Genomic DNA, 22436 nt, shown 5'->3' on the forward strand with positions numbered 1-22436 from the left:
CTACAAATATAGTCTACAGACGCTGTTTGAACTGGTAGTAGCGACCCTGTTTCGCCAACAGCTCTGCGTGACTACCTTGCTCAATAATGTGTCCGTTGTCCATCACAATTATCCGATCAAAACTCGCCAGCCCGCGCAGGCGGTGTGTCACCATCAGCACGGTTTTGCCGGTCATAACATTCGCGAGTAAATCAAGGATTTGGCTCTCGGTTGTCGCATCAAGCCCTTCGGTCGGTTCGTCGAGCAGCATTAATGGAGCATCATGCAGCAGCGCACGCGCAATCGCCAGACGGCGCAGCTCTCCGCCGGAAAGCTGACGACCGCCTTCACCCAGCCAGCTGTTGAGCCCTTCGTCCTCAAGCAGCTTTTGCAGCCCGACCTGCTCCAGCATGGCGCGAAGCGCATCGTCTGACGCTTCCGGTGCGGCCAACAGCAGGTTATCGCGCAGCGTGGCGCTAAAGAGGTGTACGCGCTGCGGGACGACGCTGACGGTCTTACGGAGTGCCTGTTCACTTAAATCTGCCAGCGGTGTCTCGTTAAAACGAATCTGGCCGCGCTTCGGATCCCAGGCGCGCGTCAGCAGCTGCAACAGCGTCGACTTACCGCAGCCGGTGCGGCCGAGGATCGCAATCCGCTGTCCTGCATTGACCGAAAGAGTGATACCTTCCAGCGCGTTCTGCGCCTGTTTATCGTAGGCGAAGGTTACGGCATCAAGGGTCAGCGCCACCTGCTCAGGCACCGTAGTTTCCCCGGTTCTGAACGTCACTTCAGGCTCCTGCTCTGCAATCTGGGTGATGCGCAGGGCAGAGGCGATCACCTGTCCCAGATGCTGGAAGGCGCCCGTCACCGGGACCAGCGCTTCAAAAGCGGCCAGCGCACAGAAAACGAAGAGGGCAATAAGAGGGCCTGGCTGTGTGTTACCGCCGACATCGCCGGAAGCCAGCCACAGCATGGCGATCACCGCCACGCCGCCGATCAGCATCATCAGCGCCTGGGAAAAGGCCGTCAGTTCCGACTGGCGGCGCTGGGCTTCATGCCAGTTCAGCTCCGTACTTTCCATGCGGGCGCGGTAGCGCTTACTGGCACCAAAAATGGTCAGCTCTGCTTGCCCCTGAAGCCAGGAGGTCAGCTGCTGGCGGTAATCTCCGCGCAGGCGCGTCAGGTTTTCCCCGGTGGATTTTCCGGCACGGTAAAACAGCGGCGGCAGAATGATGAGCGTCAGCAGCATGATCCCGCCCAGCGCCAGCGCAACGGGAACATCCAGAACAGAGAGCCCCAGCGTGACCACCACAATCACCACAAACGCGCCCACTATCGGGGAGATCACGCGCAGGTACAGGTGATCGAGCGTGTCGACATCCGCAACGACACGGTTCAGTAACTCGCCCTGACGAAAACGCGCCAACCCGGCAGGGGAGAGGGGTAGCAGCTTGCTGAAGGTATAAATGCGCAGGTGCTGCAGGACGCGGAACGTCGCGTCGTGGCTGACCAGCCGCTCGAAATAGCGTCCGGCAGTACGGGTAATGGCGGTACCCCGCACGCCAGCTGCGGGAAGCATATAGTTGAAGCTGTATAACCCGGCGAATCCCGCGACGGCAGAGGCTGACAGGAACCAGCCGGAAAGCGTGAGCAGGCCGATGCTGGCGAGCAGCGTCACAATTGCCAGCACAATGCCCAGGGTCAGCATCCATTTATGGCGTTTATAGAGCGCAAGATAAGGCAGCAGAGCACGCATCAGATATCCTCCTGACGGTTAGCCAGCAGAGCGGCGAACGGCCCCTGCGCGGCAACAAGAGAGGCGTAATTGCCTTGCTCAACGATACGGCCGTTTTCCATGACCCAGATCTCATCCCAGTCGGCAATGCCTTCCAGCTGATGGGTGACCATCAGGGTGGTTTGCTGCCGCGAGGCGGCGTTCAGCGCCTCCATCACGCGCCGCTCGCTGTGGGCATCCAGACTGGCTGCGGGCTCATCCAGCAGCAGCAACTGGCTCGGGTTAAGCAGCGCGCGGGCAACGGCCACGCGCTGGGCCTGGCCGACCGACAGACCGGCAGACTGATCGCCGACGACGGTATCCACTCCTTGCGGGAGCAGCGGCAGAAATTCACTGACCCACGCGCGGTCGAGAACCGATTGCAGTTCATCTTCACGCGCGTTCGGGCGCGCCAGAAGGACGTTTTCGCGCAGCGTAGAGGCCGGAAGCTGCGGGTTTTGTCCGACCCAACTGAGCTGCTTACGCCAGGCGTCGGGATCGAGATTACGCAGTTCAGCTTTGTTTACCCGCAGCGAGCCGGTGTAAGCCATAAAACCGGCTAAGGCGTTCAGCAGAGAACTTTTCCCGGAGCCGCTGGTGCCGACCAGCACCACGCGTTGTCCGGCAGATAAGGTAAAGTTCAGCGGACCCGCGAGCACTTTGCCTTCGGGTGACAGAATGGAAAAGTCCTGCGCTTCAATAGTCACGGGATCGTTGGCGTTCAGCGTCACGTCACCCCGTTCCGGATGCGCCAGCGGCGTTTCCAGGAACGTTTTCAGGCTATCTGCCGCGCCAACCGCCTGCGCTTTGGCATGATAAAAGGTCCCCAGATCGCGTAGCGGCTGGAAAAATTCCGGGGCCAGGATCAGCGCCAGGAAACCGGCAGAAAGGGTTACTGCCGTGCCGTAATGGCCGAAATCCAGCGCGCCAAGATAGGAGAAGCCGAAGTAGACCGCCACGAGGGCAATCGACAGCGAGGTAAAGAATTCCAGCACGCCGGAAGAGAGAAACGCAAGGCGTAACACTTCCATCGTGCGCTGGCGGAAGTCCTGCGACGCCCGGCGAATGTTCTCGGTTTCCGCTTCGCCGCGGCCAAAGATGCGCAGCGTCTCCATGCCGCGAAGGCGGTCGAGGAAATGGCCGCTTAAGCGCCCCAGTGCCAGAAAGTTACGGCGGTTAGCATCTGCTGCCCCCATCCCAACCAGCGCCATAAACAGCGGGATCAGCGGGGCCGTGCCCATCAGGATCAGCGCAGCCATCCAGTTAACCGGGAAGATGGCAATGACAATCAGCAGCGGAACGAAGACGGCAAGGGCCATTTGCGGCAGATAGCGCGCGTAGTAGTCGTGCATATCGTCAATCTGTTCAAGGATCAGCGTCGCCCAGCTTCCGGCCGGTTTGCCCTGGATCCACGCAGGCCCGGCTTCCTGAAGGCGATCGAGTACCTGACGGCGGATCTCGTAGCGGATATGTTGTCCGGCGTGGAAACCGACACGTTCACGCAGCCACACCACCCAGGCGCGCAGGACAAAAATCAGGATCAGGACAATGAAGGGCAGCAGGAGCGCTTCGCGGGGAATGTTCTCCATGATCATATGATTGAGAATGCGGGCCAGCAGCCATGCCTGGGCAACAATCAACAGACCGCTAACGAATCCCAGGACACGGGAGATCGTAAGCCAGCGGCGGGAAATAACGCTTTGCTGTTTCAGCCAGCGTGTTAGCTCTTGTTGACGGGTTTTTTCCATTGCGTACTTTGCAGGTGACGTTATTAGAGTTGGGCAGCGCAATGTTACAACGGAGAGACAATAAAGGCGACTTATCGCCGCCTTTATTTACGTTTGTTACTGACTTGTAAAGATTATTTACCTTGTTCAGCCAGTCCATCAAGGTAGCGTTCTGCATCCAGCGCGGCCATACAACCGGTGCCTGCAGAGGTGATCGCCTGACGGTAAATGTGGTCCATCACGTCGCCAGCCGCGAACACGCCCGGTATGCTGGTTTGAGTCGCGTTACCGTGGATGCCGGACTGCACTTTGATATAGCCGTTCTCAAGCTCCAGCTGGCCTTCGAAAATCGCGGTGTTAGGGCTGTGGCCGATAGCCACAAACAGGCCTGCCACTTCCAGCGTTTCGACGTTATCGGTGTTCTGGGTATCGCGGATACGCAGACCCGCAACGCCCATCTGATCGCCGGTGACTTCTTCCAGCGTGCGGTTGGTGTGCAGCACGATGTTGCCGCTCGCCACTTTATCCATCAGGCGCTTAATCAGGATCTTCTCGGCGCGGAAGGTGTCGCGACGGTGGATCAGATGCACTTCAGAGGCAATGTTCGCCAGGTAAAGCGCTTCTTCCACCGCGGTGTTGCCGCCGCCGATAACCGCGACTTTCTGGTTACGATAGAAGAAACCGTCGCAGGTGGCGCAGGCAGAGACGCCGCGGCCTTTAAACGCTTCTTCGGATGGCAGGCCCAGGTAGCGGGCTGAGGCGCCAGTGGCAATGATCAGCGCGTCACAGGTGTATTCGCCGCTGTCGCCCGTCAGGCGGAACGGACGGTTCTGCAGATCGACCTTGTTAATGTGGTCGAAGAGAATTTCGGTCTCGAATTTGGTGGCATGCTCGTGCATGCGTTCCATCAGCAGCGGCCCGGTCAGGTCGTTCGGGTCACCCGGCCAGTTTTCCACTTCCGTGGTGGTGGTCAACTGACCGCCTTTTTCCATACCGGTGATCAGCACCGGCTGCAGGTTAGCGCGTGCAGCATAGACCGCCGCGGTATATCCCGCAGGTCCGGAACCAAGGATTAGCAACTTACTGTGTTTGGTCGTGCCCATGAGATCCCCATTGTTGTTGGCAGGCAATGGGCTGGATTGTAGGGAATTTGTTGCCGTAAAAAAAGAGCACAGGGATTTTGCTTTCGATATATGCAATAGCTGCGCCCGATGGATCTGGCAAGGTTACATCACGCCTGCTACTGAAAACCGCTCGTTTATAAGGCAGCAAAATGAGGATTAATACCCCTCCGAAATGAATATCCGGCATCTTGTACTAAAAAACGATGTTTTGCTTTGACAATCCCCTGCGCATTTGCGAAAACATTCAAGGAAGAAAAAAAACCGCGTTAACCGTATGCCGCATAGGCATGCACGTAAATGCCATTTTTACCGTGTCAGTGAAATCTACGCATGGCGTGGACAGACGCCATACGTGATGTCGGTGACAGCCTTCGGGCAGCGGTCTTCTTACCAACAGAACCCGAATCCGCATCGCGTCTAATACATAACCAGGCGATGTGATGACTAACGGGTACAGGCTCTGAACAGTGATGTGCACAGGGTCCAGGCAGGAGTAGGGAAGGAATACAGAGAGACAATAATAATGGTAGATAGCAAGAAGCGCCCTGGCAAAGATCTCGACCGTATCGATCGTAACATTCTTAATGAATTGCAAAAGGATGGGCGTATTTCCAACGTCGAGCTTTCAAAACGTGTGGGACTTTCCCCGACGCCGTGCCTTGAGCGTGTGCGCCGACTGGAAAGACAGGGTTTTATTCAGGGCTATACGGCTCTGCTGAACCCGCATTATCTGGATGCCTCACTTCTGGTATTTGTTGAGATTACTCTGAATCGTGGTGCGCCGGATGTGTTTGAGCAATTTAACGCCGCTGTACAAAAACTTGAAGAAATTCAAGAGTGTCATCTGGTGTCCGGTGATTTCGACTACCTGTTGAAAACCCGTGTGCCTGATATGTCCGCCTACCGTAAGCTGCTGGGGGAAACCCTGCTGCGTCTGCCAGGCGTGAACGACACCCGTACCTATGTGGTGATGGAAGAGGTCAAACAGAGCAATCGTCTGGTTATTAAGACGCGCTAACACGGAACAGGTGCAAAATCAGCGTAGTTTGATTACACTCCTGTTAATCCATACAGCAACAGTGCCGGGGAGCCCCGGCGCTGTTGTCCGTTTTAGCAAACAGGCAGGATATGCCTGATACCTGGAGAGCCTTTCTTGAGCCAGGAATACACTGAAGACAAAGAAGTCACACTATCGAAGCTAAGCAGCGGACGTCGTCTCCTCGAGGCTTTGCTGATCGTTATTGCCCTTTTTGCCGTGTGGCTGATGGCAGCCTTACTCAGTTTCAACCCCTCCGATCCCAGCTGGTCGCAAACCGCGTGGCATGAGCCTATTCATAATTTAGGCGGCGTACCCGGAGCCTGGCTTGCGGACACGCTCTTTTTCATTTTCGGTGTGATGGCCTACACCATTCCCGTCATTATCATTGGCGGATGCTGGTTTGCATGGCGTCATCGCCAGAACGATGATTACATCGACTATTTTGCCGTCTCCCTGCGCCTGATTGGCGCGCTGGCACTGATCCTCACCTCCTGCGGGCTGGCGGCGATTAACGCCGATGATATCTGGTACTTCGCCTCCGGTGGGGTGATTGGCAGCCTGCTGAGCTCTGCGCTACAGCCGATGCTTCACAGCAGCGGCGGCACGCTGGCGCTGCTCTGCATCTGGGCAGCCGGGCTGACGCTGTTTACCGGCTGGTCGTGGGTGAGCATTGCCGAGAAGATCGGCAGCTTTATTCTTACCCTCCTTACCTTCGCGAGCAACCGTACCCGCCGCGACGACACGTGGGTCGATGAAGAAGAATATGAAGATGAATACGAAGAGGAGGACGATGCCCCGGTGCAGCGTCGTGAATCTCGTCGTGCCCGTATTCTGCGCGGTGCCCTGGCGCGTCGCCAGCGCGTCGCTGAAAAATTTGCCAACCCGCTAGGACGTAAAACCGATGCGGCGCTCTTCTCCGGTAAACGTATGGATGAAGACGAGCAGGTTGAATACCGTGCGGCGGGTGCCACCGTCGATCCTGACGATGTGCTTTTCTCCGGCAACCGTGCGATGCCGGGAGAGTTCGATGAATACGATCCGCTGCTTAACGGTCATACCGTTACCGCTCCGGTTGCCGCAGCCGCAGCAGCAACGACCGCGGCGCAGGCGTATGCCGCGCCTGTCGACGCCGTGACGCCATCCGAGGCGGTTTCGCCGCCGGAATCCGTTATTCAGCAGCCTCAGGTTGCGTGGCAGACCGCACCGGGTGTGCACACGCCGGAACCGGTAATTGCACCTGAACCTGAAAGCTATATTCCTGTGCAGCAGGCGCAGTGGCAGCAGCCTTATCAGCCGCCTCAGGCTGAGTATGAACCGCAGCAGTATGAGGAGCCGCCGGTGGCCCAGCCGTATCAGGAATATGTGCCTGAACCGGTCGAGCCTGCTCAGCCTTATGTTGAGCCACAGCCTGAACCTGAGGTGGTGGAAGAGGCGAAACCGTCTCGTCCGCCAATGTACTATTTTGAAGAAGTTGAAGAACGCCGTGCTCGTGAACGTGAACAGCTGGCGGCATGGTACCAGCCTGTGCCTGAACCGGTGCAGGAACCCGCAATAAAAGCCCCGTCGGTTTCGGTTCCGCCGGTCGACCCGACGCCTGCTGTTGCCCCCGTAGCGGAAAGCGTGAAGCAGGCTACCGCGGCCGCAGCGGCGGCGGCACCTGTCTTTAGCCTGGCAACGGGCGGCGCGCCGCGTCCTCAGGTGAAAGAGGGGATTGGTCCGCAGTTGCCTCGCCCTAACCGCGTCCGCGTTCCAACCCGTCGTGAGCTTGCCTCCTATGGGATCAAGTTGCCTTCTCAGCGGATGGCCGAAGAAAAAGCGCGTGAGACAGACTACGAGGATGATGCTGACGAGATGCAGCAGGACGAACTGGCGCGCCAGTTCGCTGCGCAGCAGAATCAGCGCTATGGTGAAGACTATCAGCACGATGAACCGATGCTGGAAGACGAAGATGACGCGGCTGAAGCCGAATTAGCGCGTCAGTTTGCGGCCACTCAGCAGCAGCGTTACTCAGGCGAACAGCCTGCTGGTGCAAACCCGTTCTCATTGTCGGATTTCGAGTTCTCGCCAATGAAAGATCTGGTGGATGATGGCCCGAGCGAGCCTTTATTCACCCCGAGCGTGATGCCTGAAGCAGAGCCTGTGCGTCAGCAGCCAGCGCCTCAGACACAGACATACGCGCAGCCGCAGCAACCTGTTCAGCAGCCGTATGCGCAGCCGCAGCAGCCACAACAACAGCCGCCGCAGTTCCAGCAGCCAGCGCCACAGCCGCAGGAGAGCCTGATTCACCCGCTGCTGATGCGTAACGGTGACAGCCGTCCGCTGCAGCGTCCGAGCACGCCGCTGCCGTCGCTGGATCTGTTGACGCCGCCACCGGTTGAAGTCGAGCCGGTTGATACGTTTGCGCTGGAGCAGATGGCCCGTCTGGTGGAAGCCCGTCTGGCTGACTTCCGCATCAAGGCGGATGTGGTGAACTACTCGCCGGGCCCGGTGATCACCCGTTTCGAACTGAACCTGGCGCCGGGCGTAAAAGCGGCGCGTATTTCTAACCTGTCTCGTGACCTGGCGCGTTCTCTCTCAACCGTGGCGGTACGTGTGGTGGAAGTAATTCCGGGTAAACCGTACGTTGGTCTTGAGCTGCCGAACAAGAAACGTCAGACCGTTTACCTGCGTGAAGTGCTGGATAATACCAAGTTCCGCGATAACCCGTCCCCGCTGACCGTGGTGTTGGGTAAAGATATCGCGGGCGATCCGGTGGTGGCAGATCTCGCAAAAATGCCGCACCTGCTGGTGGCCGGTACGACTGGTTCCGGTAAGTCTGTCGGCGTGAACGCCATGATCCTCAGCATGCTCTATAAAGCGCAGCCGGAAGATGTGCGTTTCATCATGATCGACCCGAAAATGCTCGAACTGTCGGTCTATGAAGGCATTCCGCATCTGCTGACGGAAGTGGTCACCGACATGAAGGACGCCGCCAATGCATTGCGCTGGAGCGTCAACGAGATGGAGCGCCGCTACAAGCTGATGTCGGCGCTGGGCGTGCGTAACCTGGCCGGTTACAACGAAAAAATCGCCGAGGCGGCGCGCATGGGCCGTCCGATCCCGGATCCATACTGGAAGCCGGGTGACAGCATGGATGCCCAGCATCCGGTGCTGGAAAAACTGCCTTATATCGTCGTGCTGGTGGATGAATTCGCCGACCTGATGATGACCGTTGGTAAGAAGGTGGAAGAGCTGATCGCGCGTCTGGCACAGAAAGCGCGTGCGGCGGGTATCCATCTGGTACTGGCAACCCAGCGTCCGTCTGTGGACGTAATCACCGGTCTGATTAAGGCGAACATTCCAACCCGTATCGCGTTTACCGTTTCGAGCAAAATCGACTCCCGTACCATTCTCGACCAGGGCGGCGCTGAGTCGCTGCTGGGAATGGGTGACATGCTGTACTCCGGCCCGAACTCCACCTCTCCGGTGCGTGTGCACGGCGCGTTTGTTCGCGATCAGGAAGTGCACGCCGTGGTGCAGGACTGGAAGGCGCGCGGACGTCCGCAATACGTTGATGGCATTACTTCCGACAGCGAAAGCGAAGGCGGCGGCGGTGGCTTTGACGGCGGCGAAGAGCTGGATCCATTATTCGATCAGGCGGTTAATTTCGTTACTGAAAAACGTAAGGCATCCATCTCTGGCGTGCAGCGCCAGTTCCGCATCGGCTACAACCGCGCGGCGCGTATCATTGAGCAGATGGAAGCGCAGGGCATTGTGAGCGAGCAGGGGCACAACGGTAACCGTGAGGTGCTGGCACCGCCGCCGTTTGATTAACCTTCAGCGATTGCAAAGAAGGGTAAATCAACAAAAATTAAGCATATTCTTCTGTCGCCTGCCTTCGGGCAGGTCCAGAATAGAAACGGAAACCCCATTTCGGGAAGACGTATTTTAAGGAATAACAATGAAAAAAATCGCCATCGCCTGTGCATTACTCACCAGTTTTGTTGCCAGCAGCGTCTGGGCTGATGCAGCCAGCGACCTTAAAAGCCGACTGGATAAAGTAAGCAGCTTCCACGCCAGCTTCACGCAAAAAGTGACTGACGGTAGCGGTAACGCGGTGCAGGAAGGACAGGGTGATTTGTGGGTGAAACGCCCTAATCTGTTTAACTGGCATATGACCCAGCCGGATGAAAGTATTCTGGTTTCTGACGGTAAAACCCTGTGGTTCTTCAACCCATTTGTTGAGCAGGCCACGGCGACCTGGCTGAAAGATGCGACCAGCAATACGCCATTTATGCTGATCGCCCGCAACCAGGCCAGCGACTGGCAGCAGTACAATATTAAACAAAACGGTGACGAGTTTGTCCTGACGCCAAAAGGCAGCAACGGCAATCTGAAGCAGTTCACCATTAACGTAAGCACCAACGGTACCATTAATCAGTTCGGCGCGGTTGAGCAGGACGATCAGCGCAGCAGCTATCAGCTTAAGTCTCAACAGAACGGCGCCGTTGACGCATCGAAATTCACCTTTACCCCGCCGCAGGGCGTGACGGTGGACGACCAACGCAATAAGTAAGAGGCATGAGTGGGCAATCTGTCGCTCGATTTTTCAGATAATGCGTTTCAACCTCTGGCCGCCCGTATGCGGCCAGAAAATTTAGCGCAGTACATCGGTCAGCAGCATCTGCTGGCTGCAGGGAAACCCTTGCCGCGCGCCATTGAGGCCGGGCATCTGCACTCGATGATCCTCTGGGGGCCACCCGGCACCGGCAAAACAACCCTCGCTGAAGTGATCGCCCGCTATGCTAATGCGGACGTTGAGCGCATCTCGGCGGTGACGTCGGGCGTGAAGGAGATCCGCGAGGCAATCGAGCGGGCACGGCAAAACCGCAATGCCGGGCGCCGCACCATTCTTTTTGTCGATGAAGTCCACCGCTTCAACAAGAGCCAGCAGGATGCGTTCCTGCCGCATATTGAGGACGGTACGATCTTTTTCATCGGCGCCACCACCGAAAACCCGTCGTTTGAACTCAACTCCGCGCTGCTTTCCCGCGCCCGCGTCTACCTGCTTAAATCCCTGACCACAGAGGATATCGAAAAGGTTCTGACTCAGGCGATGGAGGATAAGGCGCGCGGCTACGGCGGGCAGGATATCGTTCTGCCTGACGACACGCGTCGGGCGATTGCGGAACTGGTCAACGGCGATGCGCGCCGCGCGCTGAACACGCTGGAAATGATGGCCGATATGGCCGAAGTGGATGATGCCGGAAAGCGGGTGCTGAAGCAGGAGCTGCTGACCGAAATAGCTGGTGAACGCAGCGCGCGTTTTGATAACAAAGGCGATCGTTTTTACGATCTGATCTCGGCGCTGCATAAGTCCGTGCGCGGCAGCGCCCCGGATGCGGCGCTCTACTGGTACGCACGTATTATCACCGCGGGTGGCGATCCCCTGTATGTGGCGCGTCGCTGTCTGGCGATTGCGTCAGAAGATGTCGGTAATGCCGATCCGCGTGCCATGCAGGTCGCTATCTCTGCATGGGACTGCTTCACCCGCGTCGGGCCAGCGGAAGGCGAACGCGCCATTGCGCAGGCGATTGTCTATCTGGCCTGCGCGCCGAAAAGTAATGCGGTCTATACCGCTTTCAAAGCGGCGATGTCGGATGCTCGCGAGCGCCCGGACTACGATGTGCCGGTTCATCTGCGCAATGCGCCAACCAAACTGATGAAAGAGATGGGCTACGGGCAGGAGTATCGCTACGCGCACGACGAGCCCAACGCCTACGCTGCCGGGGAGGAATATTTCCCGCAGGAGATGGCACAAACGCGCTATTATCACCCCACAAACAGAGGTCTTGAAGGCAAGATTGGTGAAAAGCTCACCTGGCTCGCCGGACAGGATCAAAATAGCCCTATAAAACGCTACCGTTAGTTCAATCGTTGCGGTAATGTTGGCAATGTATCCTTGTGGCCGCAGGCTGTGGTCACATTTTCCTATTTTAATTCGATAAGCACAGGATAAGCATGCTCGATCCCAATCTGCTGCGTAATGAGCCAGACGCAGTCGCTGAAAAACTGGCACGCCGGGGCTATAAGCTGGATGTAGATAAGCTGCGCGCTCTTGAAGAGCGTCGTAAAGTTCTGCAGGTACAAACTGAAAATCTGCAGGCAGAGCGTAACTCTCGATCGAAATCCATTGGCCAGGCGAAAGCGCGCGGGGAAGATATTGAGCCATTACGCCTGGAAGTGAACAAGCTGGGTGAAGAACTGGATCAGGCAAAAGCGGAACTGGACGTTCTTCAGGCCGAAATTCGTGATATCGCTCTGGCTATCCCGAACATTCCTGACGACAGCGTGCCAGTCGGCAAAGACGAAAACGACAACGTTGAAGTGAAACGCTGGGGCACGCCTCGCGAGTTCGACTTCGAGGTTCGCGATCACGTGACGCTGGGCGAAATGCACGCAGGGCTGGACTTTGCGGCGGCGGTTAAGCTGACCGGTTCTCGCTTCGTGGTGATGAAGGGCCAGATTGCCCATCTGCACCGCGCGCTGGCGCAGTTCATGCTGGATCTGCACACCGAGCAGCACGGCTACAGCGAAACCTACGTTCCGTATCTGGTTAACCACGATACGTTGTACGGTACGGGCCAGCTGCCGAAATTTGCCGGCGATCTGTTCCATACCCGTCCGCTGGACGAGGAAGCAGACAGCAGCAACTATGCGCTGATCCCAACCGCGGAAGTGCCGCTGACCAATCTCGTGCGTGACGAGATCATTGACGAAGACGATCTGCCAATCAAGCTGACGGCACACTCACCATGCTTCCGTTCTGAAGCCGGTTCTTACGGTCGTGACACCCGTGGTCTGATCCGTATGCACCAGTTCGACAAAGTTGAGATGGTGCAGATTGTTCGTCCTGAAGAGTCCATGGACGCGCTGGAAGAGATGACCGGCCACGCGGAAAAAGTGCTGGAGCTACTGGGCCTGCCGTATCGCCGTATGGCGCTGTGCACCGGTGACATGGGCTTTGGTGCCTGCAAAACCTTCGACCTGGAAGTCTGGGTGCCTGCGCAGAACACCTACCGTGAAATTTCCTCCTGCTCTAACGTCTGGGATTTCCAGGCGCGCCGCATGCAGGCACGCTGCCGCAGCAAATCTGACAAGAAAACCCGTCTGGTGCATACCCTGAACGGTTCTGGTCTGGCTGTTGGCCGTACCCTGGTTGCCGTGCTGGAAAACTACCAGCAGGCAGATGGTCGTATCGAGATCCCTGAAGTGCTGCGTCCATACATGAAAGGCCAGCAGTACATCGGCTAATTCTTTGCCTCACAACAAAAAAGCGCCTTCGGGCGCTTTTTTTATGCCTCTGAATTGACACGACGCAATACCCCCTCCCTCTAAAGTAGTAATACTCCTCCGAATGAAAGTCAGCATAAAACGCTGATTACGAAGAAATTCGTTATTTATAAAACTATATAGCGGTTTGTGCCGCCTCTCTTTTCTTTGTGAGCAACCAAAGTGAGTCTCTATGAAAATCAAAGCGCCTGAAGCGTTAATGGCTGCCGAGGTCACTCGCCGTGGGTTGATGAAAACCACGGCAATAGGCGGCCTGGCTGTAGCCAGCAGCGCCTTCACGCTCCCTTTTACCCGGCTGGCGTCGGCGGCGGATGCACTATCCTCAGCCGCAGCTCCGGAAAAAGTGGTGTGGAGTGCGTGTACCGTAAACTGCGGTAGCCGTTGTCCGCTGCGTATGCATGTGGTGGATGGCGAAATTAAGTATGTCGAAACCGACAACACCGGGGACGATAACTACGAAGGGTTACACCAGGTTCGCGCCTGCCTGCGCGGTCGTTCCATGCGTCGCCGCGTCTATAACCCGGATCGTCTGAAATACCCAATGAAGCGTGTCGGTAAACGTGGGGAAGGGAAGTTCGAGCGCATTAGCTGGGACGAAGCCTACGACATTATCGCCACCAACATGCAGCGCCTGATCAAAGAGTACGGCAACGAGTCCATCTACCTGAACTATGGCACCGGGACGCTGGGCGGCACGCTGACCCGCTCCTGGCCACCGGGTAAAACGCTGGTCGCGCGTCTGATGAACTGCTGCGGCGGTTATCTCAACCACTACGGCGACTACTCTTCCGCACAGATTGCCGCGGGCCTGAATTACACCTACGGCGGCTGGGCCGACGGCAACAGCCCGTCCGATATCGAAAACAGTAAGCTGGTCGTCCTGTTCGGTAACAACCCGGGTGAAACACGCATGAGCGGCGGCGGGGTAACCTACTACCTCGAACAGGCCCGAGCTAAGTCCAATGCCCGCATGATCATTATCGATCCGCGCTATACCGACACCGGTGCCGGGCGTGAAGATGAATGGATCCCAATCCGTCCGGGTACCGATGCGGCACTGGTTTCCGCGCTGGCGTGGGTGATGATCACTGAAAATCTTGTCGATCAGCCATTCCTTGATAAATATTGCGTGGGTTATGACGAGAAAACCCTGCCAGCCAGTGCGCCTGCAAATGGTCACTACAAGGCGTATATTCTCGGCCAGGGGAGCGACGGGGTAGCGAAAACGCCGGAGTGGGCGTCCACCATCACCGGTATTCCGGCTGAGCGCATTGTTCAGCTGGCGCGTGAGATTGGGTCAGCTAAACCGGCTTACATCAGCCAGGGTTGGGGACCGCAGCGTCATGCGAATGGTGAAATCGCCACCCGCGCCATCTCCATGCTCTCCATTCTGACCGGCAACGTCGGCATTCATGGCGGTAACACCGGCGCGCGCGAAGGTTCTTATGAAGTGCCGTTTGAGCGTATGCCGACGCTGGATAACCCGGTTCAGACCAGCATCTCCATGTTTATGTGGACGGATGCGATTGAACGTGGTGCGGAAATGACCGCCCTGCGCGACGGTGTGCGTGGTAAGGACAAGCTGGATGTACCGATCAAGATGATCTGGAACTACGCCGGTAATTGTCTCATCAACCAGCACTCGGAAATCAACCGCACCCATGAAATCCTGCAGGACGACAAGAAGTGCGAGATGATTGTGGTGATCGACTGCCACATGACCTCCTCGGCAAAATATGCCGATATTCTGCTGCCGGACTGCACCGCCTCCGAGCAGATGGATTTCGCGCTGGATGCATCCTGCGGCAACATGTCCTACGTGATCTTTACCGACCAGGCCATCAAGCCGCGCTTCGAGTGCAAAACCATCTATGAGATGACCTCCGAGCTGGCGAAACGTCTTGGCGTTGAGCAGCAGTTTACCGAGGGACGCACGCAGGAAGGGTGGATGCGCCATCTGCACGAACTCTCTCGTAAAGCGATTCCTGACCTGCCGGACTTCGATACCTTCCGCAAGCAGGGCATGTACAAGCAGCGTGACCCGGAAGGGCATCACGTGGCGTATAAAGCGTTCCGTGAAGATCCGCAGGCGAATCCGCTAACCACGCCGTCGGGCAAAATCGAAATCTACTCCGAAGCGCTGGCAAAAATCGCATCGACCTGGGAGCTGCCGGAAGGCGATGTTATCGATCCGCTGCCGATCTACACGCCGGGGTTCGAAAACTATAACGATCCGCTGACGGCGAAATTCCCGCTGCAGCTGACCGGTTTCCACTACAAAGCGCGCGTGCACTCCACCTACGGCAACGTCGACGTACTGAAAGCCGCCTGCCGTCAGGAGATGTGGATCAACCCGATGGATGCCAAAGCACGTGGTATCAGCAATGGGGATCGCGTGCGTATCTTCAACGGTCGCGGCGAGGTGCACATTGAAGCCAAAGTGACACCGCGCATGATGCCTGGCGTAGTGGCGCTGGGCGAAGGGGCCTGGTACAGCCCGGATGCCAACCGCATCGACCTGGCAGGCAATATCAACGTCCTGACCACGCAGCGTCCGTCGCCGCTGGCGAAAGGCAACCCGTCTCACACAAACCTTGTCCAGGTTGAAAAGGTTTAAGGAGTAACCGATGACAACCCAGTATGGATTTTTCATTGATTCCAGCCGTTGCACCGGGTGCAAAACCTGCGAGCTGGCCTGTAAAGATTACAAAGATCTCACTCCGGACGTGAGCTTCCGCCGCATTTACGAATACGCCGGGGGCGACTGGCAGGAAGATAACGGCGTCTGGCATCAGAACGTTTTTGCCTATTACCTCTCGATTGCCTGCAACCACTGCGAAGATCCGGCCTGCACGAAGGTGTGCCCGAGCGGGGCGATGCACAAGCGCGAGGATGGTTTTGTCGTGGTGGATGAAGATGTGTGCATCGGCTGCCGCTACTGCCATATGGCGTGCCCGTATGGCGCACCGCAGTACAACGAAGCCAAAGGGCATATGACCAAATGCGACGGCTGCCACAGCCGCGTCGCGGACGGCAAAAAGCCAATCTGCGTCGAGTCCTGCCCGCTGCGCGCGCTGGATTTTGGGCCGATAGAAGAGCTACGTCAAAAGCATGGTCAGCTTGCCGCTGTGGCACCGCTACCGTCAGCGCACTTTACGAAGCCAAGTATTGTGATTAAACCTAACGCCAACAGCCGTCCGACGGGTGACACCACCGGCTACCTGGCAAACCCGAAGGAGGTGTGAGATGGGAAGTGGATGGCATGAATGGCCGCTGATGATCTTCACGGTCTTTGGGCAGTGCGTAGTGGGCGGCTTCATTGTTCTGGCGCTCGCGCTGTTAAAAGGGAACCTCAATGCCGAACAGCAGCAGCGTTTAGTGTTGAGCATGTTTGGCCTGTGGGTGCTGATGGGGATTGGATTTATCGCGTCTACGCTGCACCTGGGCTCACCGATGCGCGCGTTTAACTCTCTGAACCGCGTAGGGGCGTCGTCGCTCAGTAACGAAATTGCCAGCGGGGCAATCTTCTTTGCCGTCGGCGGGCTGGGCTGGCTGCTGGCTGCGCTGAAGAAATTGCCTGCGGGCCTGCGCAGCCTGTGGCTGATCGTGACGATGGTGCTGGGCGTGGTGTTCGTGTGGATGATGGTGCGGGTCTACAACACCATCGATACCGTCCCAACCTGGTACAGCTTCTGGACGCCGATGAGCTTCTTCCTGACGATGTTTATCGGCGGGCCGCTGCTGGGCTACCTGCTGCTGCGCGTTGCGGGGGTAGACGGCTGGGCAATGCGTTTGCTGCCAGCCGTTTCGCTGCTGGCGCTGGTAGTGAGTGCAATGGTCGCCCTGATGCAGGGAGCGGAACTGGCTACGATTCACAGCTCTATCCAGCAGGCTTCTGCGCTCGTGCCGGACTACGGTTCGCTGATGGCCTGGCGTGTGGTGTTGCTGGCAGCTGCGCTGGTGTGCTGGATCGCCCCTCAGCTTAAAGGTTATCAGCCTGCACTGCCGCTCCTGTCACTGGCTTTTGTGCTGGTGCTGGCAGGGGAGTTAATTGGTCGCGGTGTGTTTTACGGCCTGCATATGACGGTCGGTATGGCTATCGCCAGCTAATTTCATTTTTCGTTATAAAAAGCCGGGACATAGCGCCCGGCTTTTTCTTTTTCATTCATGAAATTTTTCGACTGTCGTTTTGTTTTAATTTCGGCCATTAATAAATAAAAACATATACATAATTAATATCTATAGCAGGCGTTGCATTAGCAGGATAAGTTTTTTAAATCGACGGAGAACATATTGTGCGAGCCGGCTAAATCAGTGGATTGACTTTGTTTTTGCCAGTGGCATGATGCGCACGAAATCTGAACTTCCTCACGGTTTTTAATCCATGACCACCTATACCCGGCCAGTGCTTCTGTTGCTCTGTGGCCTGCTTCTGTTGACCCTCGCGATCGCGGTGTTAAATACGCTCGTCCCGCTGTGGCTCGCCCATGAAAACTTACCGACCTGGCAGGTGGGTATGGTTAGCTCGTCCTTTTTTACCGGGAACCTGCTGGGCACATTATTAACCGGTAGCCTGATTAAGCGCTTTGGCTTTAATCGCAGTTATTACCTGGCCTCGCTGATTTTTGCTGCCGGATGCGCCGGTCTGGGTCTGATGGTGGGCTTCTGGAGCTGGATGGCGTGGCGTTTTATCGCCGGTGTCGGCTGCGCAATGATTTGGGTGGTGGTTGAAAGTGCGCTGATGTGCAGCGGCACCTCCCGCAACCGCGGACGCCTGCTGGCGGCCTATATGATGGTTTACTATGTCGGTACCGTGCTGGGTCAACTGATGGTCAGCAAGCTGCCAACCGACCTGATGAGCGTGCTGCCGTGGGTAACCGGTATGGTGCTGGCCGCGATCCTGCCGCTGCTCTTTACGCGCATTGTGAACCAGAACAGCGAACATCAGGAAGCGACCCACGTCTGGCCGATGTTGAGGCTCCGTCAGGCGCGTCTGGGCGTTAACGGCTGCATTATCTCGGGAATTGTACTGGGCTCGCTCTATGGCCTGATGCCGCTCTACCTGAATCATCAGGGCGTGAGCGATTCCGGAATTGGTTTCTGGATGGCGGTGATGGTCAGTGCAGGTATTGTGGGGCAATGGCCGATTGGCCGTCTGGCGGACCGCTTTGGTCGTCTGCTGGTGCTACGCGTTCAGGTCTTCGTGGTGATCATGGGATGCCTTGCAATGCTCAGCAATGCCGCCATGGCGCCTGCGCTGTTTATTCTGGGGGCCGCAGGCTTCACGCTCTATCCGGTCGCGATGGCCTGGGCCTGCGAGAAAGTTGAACATCACCAGTTGGTGGCAATGAACCAGGCGCTGTTATTAAGCTATACCATCGGCAGCCTGCTGGGACCGACGTTTACCGCCATGCTCATGCAAAATTATTCCGATAATTTGCTGTTTATCATGATCGCCAGCGTCTCATTTATTTATCTCCTGATGCTGCTGCGCAAAGCGGGCGAGCATCCAACCCCTGTGGCTCATGCCTGATGATAAAAAAGCCTGTCGATGACAGGCTTTTTTGTCCCTGTCACATATAAGACTTTTACTCATTGTTTGTTTTTCCCGCCTGGCGATAATTCAAATGAGTTCTACCACTAAAAGGCAGCAATCATGTCTACACGTCGTTTTTCCACTACCGCACTTGCCGTAGTGTTGTCTTTAACGTTTGCAACGGCTCCGGTCATGGCTAATCCTGGTAACGGGAATGGCGGTGGTCACGGAAACAGTGGCGGACAGGGTAATAGCGGCAATCACGGTAATTCCGGTAACCATGGTAATAAGCAAAATAACGGTCAGGATAACCCAGGAAAATCGGACAAGAGCTTTAAAAACAGCAAAGATGTTGGTAATGACGTCGACGCTCGCGTGAGCTTTGATCATGCCCGTCATCTGGCACTGAATTATGGCTTAACGGGCTATGACTCTCTGCCTCCGGGGATTGCGAAAAACCTCGCACGCGGTAAACCGCTTCCTCCGGGCATTGCGAAGAAAACTGTGCCAGCGTCTATGCTCGGCCAGCTTCCTTCCTACCCGGGCTATGAATGGCGAGTGGTCGGCGACGACCTCGTCTTAATTGCGCTGAGTACGGCGATTGTGACCTCCGTTATTAACGGCGTCTTTAAATAGAATATAAAAAGGCCCGGTTCTTACCGGGCCTTCTCTTTAATACATGACCTTGTGGCCATACTGCTCAAGAATACCTTTCACGCGTTCCATCGTCTCTTTTTTCGGCGGCTTCACGCCATCGAGTTTGTACTCTTCGCCCATCGCCACCCATTTATGTTTACCCAGCTCGTGATAGGGCAGAAGCTCAATTTTTTCGACGTTGCCCATGTCGCGGGTAAATTCACCCAGGCGGTGCGCGGAGTCGTCGTCATCTGACCAGCCGGGAACAACCACGTAGCGGATCCAGGTTTTAATGCCTTTGTCGGCAATGTATTTGGCAAACTCCAGCGTGCGGTGGTTGGAAACACCGACCAGGTTCTGGTGGATCTCATCGTTCATCTGTTTGAGATCGAGCATCACCAGATCGGTCACGTCGAGCAGTTCATCAATAACCGGATCGTAGCGGCGTACAAAGCCGTTGGTATCGAGGCAGGTATGAATACCTTCTTTGCGGCAGGCGCGGAACCAGTCGCGGACAAACTCAGCCTGAAGAATGGCTTCACCGCCAGATGCCGTCACGCCACCGCCGGATGCGTTCATAAAGTGGCGATAGGTCACCACCTCTTTCATCAGATCTTCAACGGTAACTTCTTTACCGCCATGGGTATCCCAGGTGTCGCGGTTATGGCAGTACAGGCAGCGCATCAGGCAGCCCTGGAAAAAGGTAATAAAGCGGATCCCTGGGCCATCGACGGTGCCACAGGATTCAAAGGAGTGAATGCGACCAATAGTTGACATTGCGGTGATATCTCCAGCATCGGCCCGTCCGGGGCCTGTGTATGCACAGCTCAAAACCGGCTGTGTTTAAGTCTGTTTTGGCTGATATCCATAGAGTATAGATAGCGGACAAAAGAGACTGAGGTGGAGAGGGTGCTAAAAAGGCCCCACTGACGTGGAGCCTTTATTGTACGCTTTTTAACGCGTGATTTCAGTCAATTCCACTTACATGGACTGAGTGAAAGTACGGGTGATAACGTCCTGCTGCTGTTCTTTAGTCAGGGAGTTAAAACGTACTGCGTAGCCAGATACGCGGATGGTCAGCTGAGGATATTTCTCAGGGTGTTCCATCGCGTCGAGCAGCATTTCACGGTTCATAACGTTCACGTTCAGGTGCTGACCACCTTCGATGGACGCTTCGTGGTGGAAGTAACCATCCATCAGACCCGCGAGGTTAGTTTTACGCACTTCGTCGTCTTTACCCAGCGCGTTTGGCACGATAGAGAAGGTGTAAGAGATACCATCTTTCGCGTAAGCAAACGGCAGTTTTGCAACGGAGGTCAGAGAGGCAACAGCACCTTTCTGGTCACGACCGTGCATTGGGTTAGCACCTGGGCCGAATGGCGCGCCAGCACGACGACCGTCTGGGGTGTTACCGGTTTTCTTACCATACACGACGTTAGAGGTGATGGTCAGAACAGACTGAGTCGGGATAGCGTTACGGTAGGTAGTGAGTTTCTGAATTTTCTTCATGAAACGTTCTACCAGGTCAACCGCCATGTCATCAACGCGAGCGTCGTTGTTACCAAACTGCGGATATTCACCTTCGATTTCGAAGTCTACGGCCAGGCCGTCTTCGTCACGAATTGGTTTAACTTTCGCGTATTTGATTGCAGACAGGGAGTCAGCAGCCACGGACAGACCTGCGATACCACACGCCATGGTGCGAACCACGTCACGGTCGTGCAGCGCCATCAGAGAGGCTTCGTAGCTGTACTTGTCGTGCATGTAGTGGATAACGTTCAGCGCGGTCACGTACTGCTTAGCCAGCCAGTCCATGAAGTGGTCCATGCGATCCATGACTTCGTCATAGTTCAGCACGTCGCCTTTAATTGGCTCAGACTTAGGACCAACCTGCATTTTCAGTTTTTCATCAACGCCGCCGTTGATAGCGTACAGCATGGTTTTCGCCAGGTTAGCACGCGCACCGAAGAACTGCATTTGTTTACCAACAACCATTGGGCTTACGCAGCAAGCGATAGCGTAGTCATCGTTGTTGAAGTCAGGGCGCATCAGGTCATCGTTCTCGTACTGCAGAGAAGAGGTGTCGATGGACACTTTAGCGGCGAATTTCTTGAAGTTCAGAGGCAGTTTTTCAGACCACAGAACGGTGATGTTCGGCTCCGGAGAAGGACCCATGGTGTACAGGGTATTCAGGAAGCGGAAGCTGTTTTTGGTTACCAGCGTACGGCCGTCAACGCCCATACCACCGATAGATTCTGTTGCCCAGATTGGGTCACCAGAGAACAGTTCATCATATTCTGGGGTACGCAGGAAGCGAACCATACGCAGTTTCATGACCAGGTGGTCAATCATTTCCTGAGCGTCTTGCTCGGTGATTTTGCCTGCTTTCAGGTCACGTTCGATATATGCATCCAGGAAGGTGGATACGCGACCGAAGGACATTGCTGCACCGTTCTGAGACTTAACCGCAGCCAGGTAGCCGAAGTAGGTCCACTGGATAGCTTCCTGAGCGTTGGTAGCAGGACCAGAGATGTCGCAGCCGTATTTAGCTGCCATTTCTTTGATCTGACCCAGCGCGCGGTGCTGTTCAGCGATCTCTTCACGCAGACGGATAGTCGCTTCCAGGTTTACGCCGTTTTCCAGGTCGGACTGCAGGGAAACGAACTGCGCGTATTTGTCTTTCATCAGGAAGTCGATACCGTACAGCGCAACGCGACGGTAGTCACCGATGATACGGCCACGGCCATACGCATCTGGCAGACCAGTCAGAACGCCAGATTTACGGCAGTTCAGAATGTCTTTGGTGTAAACATCGAATACGCCCTGGTTATGGGTTTTGCGGTATTCTGTGAAGATTTTTTTCAGCATTGGGTCCAGTTCGCGGTTATACGCTTTGCAGGAACCTTCAACCATTTTGATACCACCGAACGGGATGATTGCGCGTTTCAGTGGTGCTTCAGTTTGCAGACCAACGATTTTCTCAAGGGCTTTGTTGATGTAGCCAGCATCGTGAGAAGTGATGGTGGATGCAACGGAGGTGTCAAAATCAACTGGCGCGTGAGTGCGGTTTTCCAGTTTAACGCCTTCCATTACGCTGTCCCACAGCTTGGTGGTTGCGTCAGTTGCACCAGCCAGGAAGGATTCGTCACCTTCATACGGGGTATAGTTTTTCTGAATGAAGTCACGGACGTTTACTTCATTCTGCCAGTCACCTTTCGCAAAACCTTCCCAGGCTGTGGCTAACTTTTCATTAAGCTCGGACATGTAACACCTACCTTCTTAAGTGGAT

The 22436-nt window shown here is 56.0% G+C and carries 15 protein-coding genes; 10 read left to right on the plus strand and 5 right to left on the minus strand.

What is annotated here, in order from left to right:
- Positions 1–13: 13 nt before the first annotated feature.
- The 3 genes from cydC to trxB all read right to left on the minus strand — a co-directional run bounded on the left by cydC (position 14) and on the right by trxB (position 4583).
- Complete coding sequence (gene cydC / locus MX657_RS07825; protein WP_346807965.1) at positions 14–1735, minus strand: heme ABC transporter ATP-binding protein/permease CydC; 1722 nt, start codon at positions 1733–1735, stop codon at positions 14–16.
- Positions 1735–3501: a heme ABC transporter permease/ATP-binding protein CydD gene (gene cydD / locus MX657_RS07830; RefSeq protein ID WP_346807967.1), complete on the minus strand. Its 1767-nt coding sequence runs from the start codon at positions 3499–3501 to the stop codon at positions 1735–1737. The genes cydC and cydD overlap by 1 nt, the downstream gene beginning before the upstream one ends.
- Positions 3502–3614: 113 nt before the next feature.
- Positions 3615–4583, minus strand: a complete 969-nt coding sequence (gene trxB, locus MX657_RS07835; protein ID WP_047368204.1) for a thioredoxin-disulfide reductase — start codon at positions 4581–4583, stop codon at positions 3615–3617.
- 544 nt (positions 4584–5127) lie between these two features.
- Here trxB and lrp point away from each other — a divergent pair.
- From lrp to MX657_RS07885, 10 genes are all read left to right on the plus strand, one after another.
- A complete protein-coding gene (gene lrp / locus MX657_RS07840) occupies positions 5128–5622 on the plus strand; it encodes a leucine-responsive transcriptional regulator Lrp (RefSeq protein WP_000228469.1) in 495 nt (164 codons plus the stop codon).
- Positions 5623–5757: 135 nt separating this feature from the next.
- Positions 5758–9456, plus strand: a complete 3699-nt coding sequence (locus MX657_RS07845; protein WP_346807973.1) for a DNA translocase FtsK 4TM domain-containing protein — start codon at positions 5758–5760, stop codon at positions 9454–9456.
- Between the two features lie 127 nt (positions 9457–9583).
- Positions 9584–10198 (plus strand): outer membrane lipoprotein chaperone LolA, encoded by a 615-nt coding sequence (gene lolA / locus MX657_RS07850; protein WP_014883204.1) that lies wholly within the window; start codon positions 9584–9586, stop codon positions 10196–10198.
- A gap of 9 nt (positions 10199–10207) precedes the next feature.
- Positions 10208–11551, plus strand: coding sequence for a replication-associated recombination protein RarA (gene rarA, locus MX657_RS07855; protein WP_346807976.1), 1344 nt, complete (start codon positions 10208–10210; stop codon positions 11549–11551).
- Between the two features lie 92 nt (positions 11552–11643).
- Positions 11644–12936, plus strand: coding sequence for a serine--tRNA ligase (gene serS, locus MX657_RS07860; RefSeq protein WP_080327709.1), 1293 nt, complete (start codon positions 11644–11646; stop codon positions 12934–12936).
- Positions 12937–13147: 211 nt separating this feature from the next.
- Entirely contained in the window at positions 13148–15592 is a 2445-nt protein-coding gene (gene dmsA / locus MX657_RS07865; protein ID WP_346807977.1) for a dimethylsulfoxide reductase subunit A, read from the plus strand.
- A gap of 10 nt (positions 15593–15602) precedes the next feature.
- A complete protein-coding gene (locus MX657_RS07870) occupies positions 15603–16220 on the plus strand; it encodes a DMSO/selenate family reductase complex B subunit (RefSeq protein WP_119914967.1) in 618 nt (205 codons plus the stop codon).
- Between the two features lies 1 nt (position 16221).
- Positions 16222–17085 carry a dimethyl sulfoxide reductase anchor subunit family protein gene (locus MX657_RS07875; RefSeq protein WP_346807979.1) on the plus strand — a complete coding sequence of 288 codons (864 nt, stop codon included), beginning with the start codon at positions 16222–16224 and terminating at the stop codon, positions 17083–17085.
- A gap of 274 nt (positions 17086–17359) precedes the next feature.
- Positions 17360–18508: an MFS transporter gene (locus MX657_RS07880; protein WP_045261768.1), complete on the plus strand. Its 1149-nt coding sequence runs from the start codon at positions 17360–17362 to the stop codon at positions 18506–18508.
- A 123-nt stretch (positions 18509–18631) separates the two neighbouring features.
- On the plus strand, positions 18632–19147 hold the full coding sequence (locus tag MX657_RS07885; RefSeq protein WP_119914966.1) for an anti-virulence regulator CigR family protein: 516 nt from the start codon (positions 18632–18634) through the stop codon (positions 19145–19147).
- Positions 19148–19183: 36 nt separating this feature from the next.
- Here the strand turns inward: MX657_RS07885 and pflA are convergent, their stop codons facing one another.
- Together pflA and pflB are read right to left on the minus strand one after the other, a co-directional pair.
- Positions 19184–19924: a pyruvate formate lyase 1-activating protein gene (pflA, locus tag MX657_RS07890; RefSeq protein ID WP_080327704.1), complete on the minus strand. Its 741-nt coding sequence runs from the start codon at positions 19922–19924 to the stop codon at positions 19184–19186.
- Positions 19925–20128: 204 nt separating this feature from the next.
- Positions 20129–22411, minus strand: coding sequence for a formate C-acetyltransferase (gene pflB, locus MX657_RS07895; protein WP_080327703.1), 2283 nt, complete (start codon positions 22409–22411; stop codon positions 20129–20131).
- Positions 22412–22436 lie beyond the last annotated feature (25 nt).

It is taken from the genome of Enterobacter chuandaensis (assembly GCF_039718975.1).
GTDB classification, from domain to species: domain Bacteria; phylum Pseudomonadota; class Gammaproteobacteria; order Enterobacterales; family Enterobacteriaceae; genus Enterobacter; species Enterobacter chuandaensis.

Bases quoted from the DNA above. Each gene is read 5' to 3' on its own strand.
- lrp (WP_000228469.1), top strand. From the start codon at position 5,128: ATGGTAGATAGCAAGAAGCGCCCTGGCAAAGATCTCGACCGTATCGAT.
- MX657_RS07880 (WP_045261768.1), top strand. From the start codon at position 17,360: ATGACCACCTATACCCGGCCAGTGCTTCTGTTGCTCTGTGGCCTGCTT.
- pflB (WP_080327703.1), bottom strand. From the start codon at position 22,411: ATGTCCGAGCTTAATGAAAAGTTAGCCACAGCCTGGGAAGGTTTTGCG.
- lolA (WP_014883204.1), top strand. From the start codon at position 9,584: ATGAAAAAAATCGCCATCGCCTGTGCATTACTCACCAGTTTTGTTGCC.
- MX657_RS07870 (WP_119914967.1), top strand. From the start codon at position 15,603: ATGACAACCCAGTATGGATTTTTCATTGATTCCAGCCGTTGCACCGGG.
- pflA (WP_080327704.1), bottom strand. From the start codon at position 19,924: ATGTCAACTATTGGTCGCATTCACTCCTTTGAATCCTGTGGCACCGTC.
- cydD (WP_346807967.1), bottom strand. From the start codon at position 3,501: ATGGAAAAAACCCGTCAACAAGAGCTAACACGCTGGCTGAAACAGCAA.
- dmsA (WP_346807977.1), top strand. From the start codon at position 13,148: ATGAAAATCAAAGCGCCTGAAGCGTTAATGGCTGCCGAGGTCACTCGC.
- MX657_RS07885 (WP_119914966.1), top strand. From the start codon at position 18,632: ATGTCTACACGTCGTTTTTCCACTACCGCACTTGCCGTAGTGTTGTCT.
- trxB (WP_047368204.1), bottom strand. From the start codon at position 4,583: ATGGGCACGACCAAACACAGTAAGTTGCTAATCCTTGGTTCCGGACCT.
- serS (WP_080327709.1), top strand. From the start codon at position 11,644: ATGCTCGATCCCAATCTGCTGCGTAATGAGCCAGACGCAGTCGCTGAA.
- MX657_RS07875 (WP_346807979.1), top strand. From the start codon at position 16,222: ATGGGAAGTGGATGGCATGAATGGCCGCTGATGATCTTCACGGTCTTT.
- cydC (WP_346807965.1), bottom strand. From the start codon at position 1,735: ATGCGTGCTCTGCTGCCTTATCTTGCGCTCTATAAACGCCATAAATGG.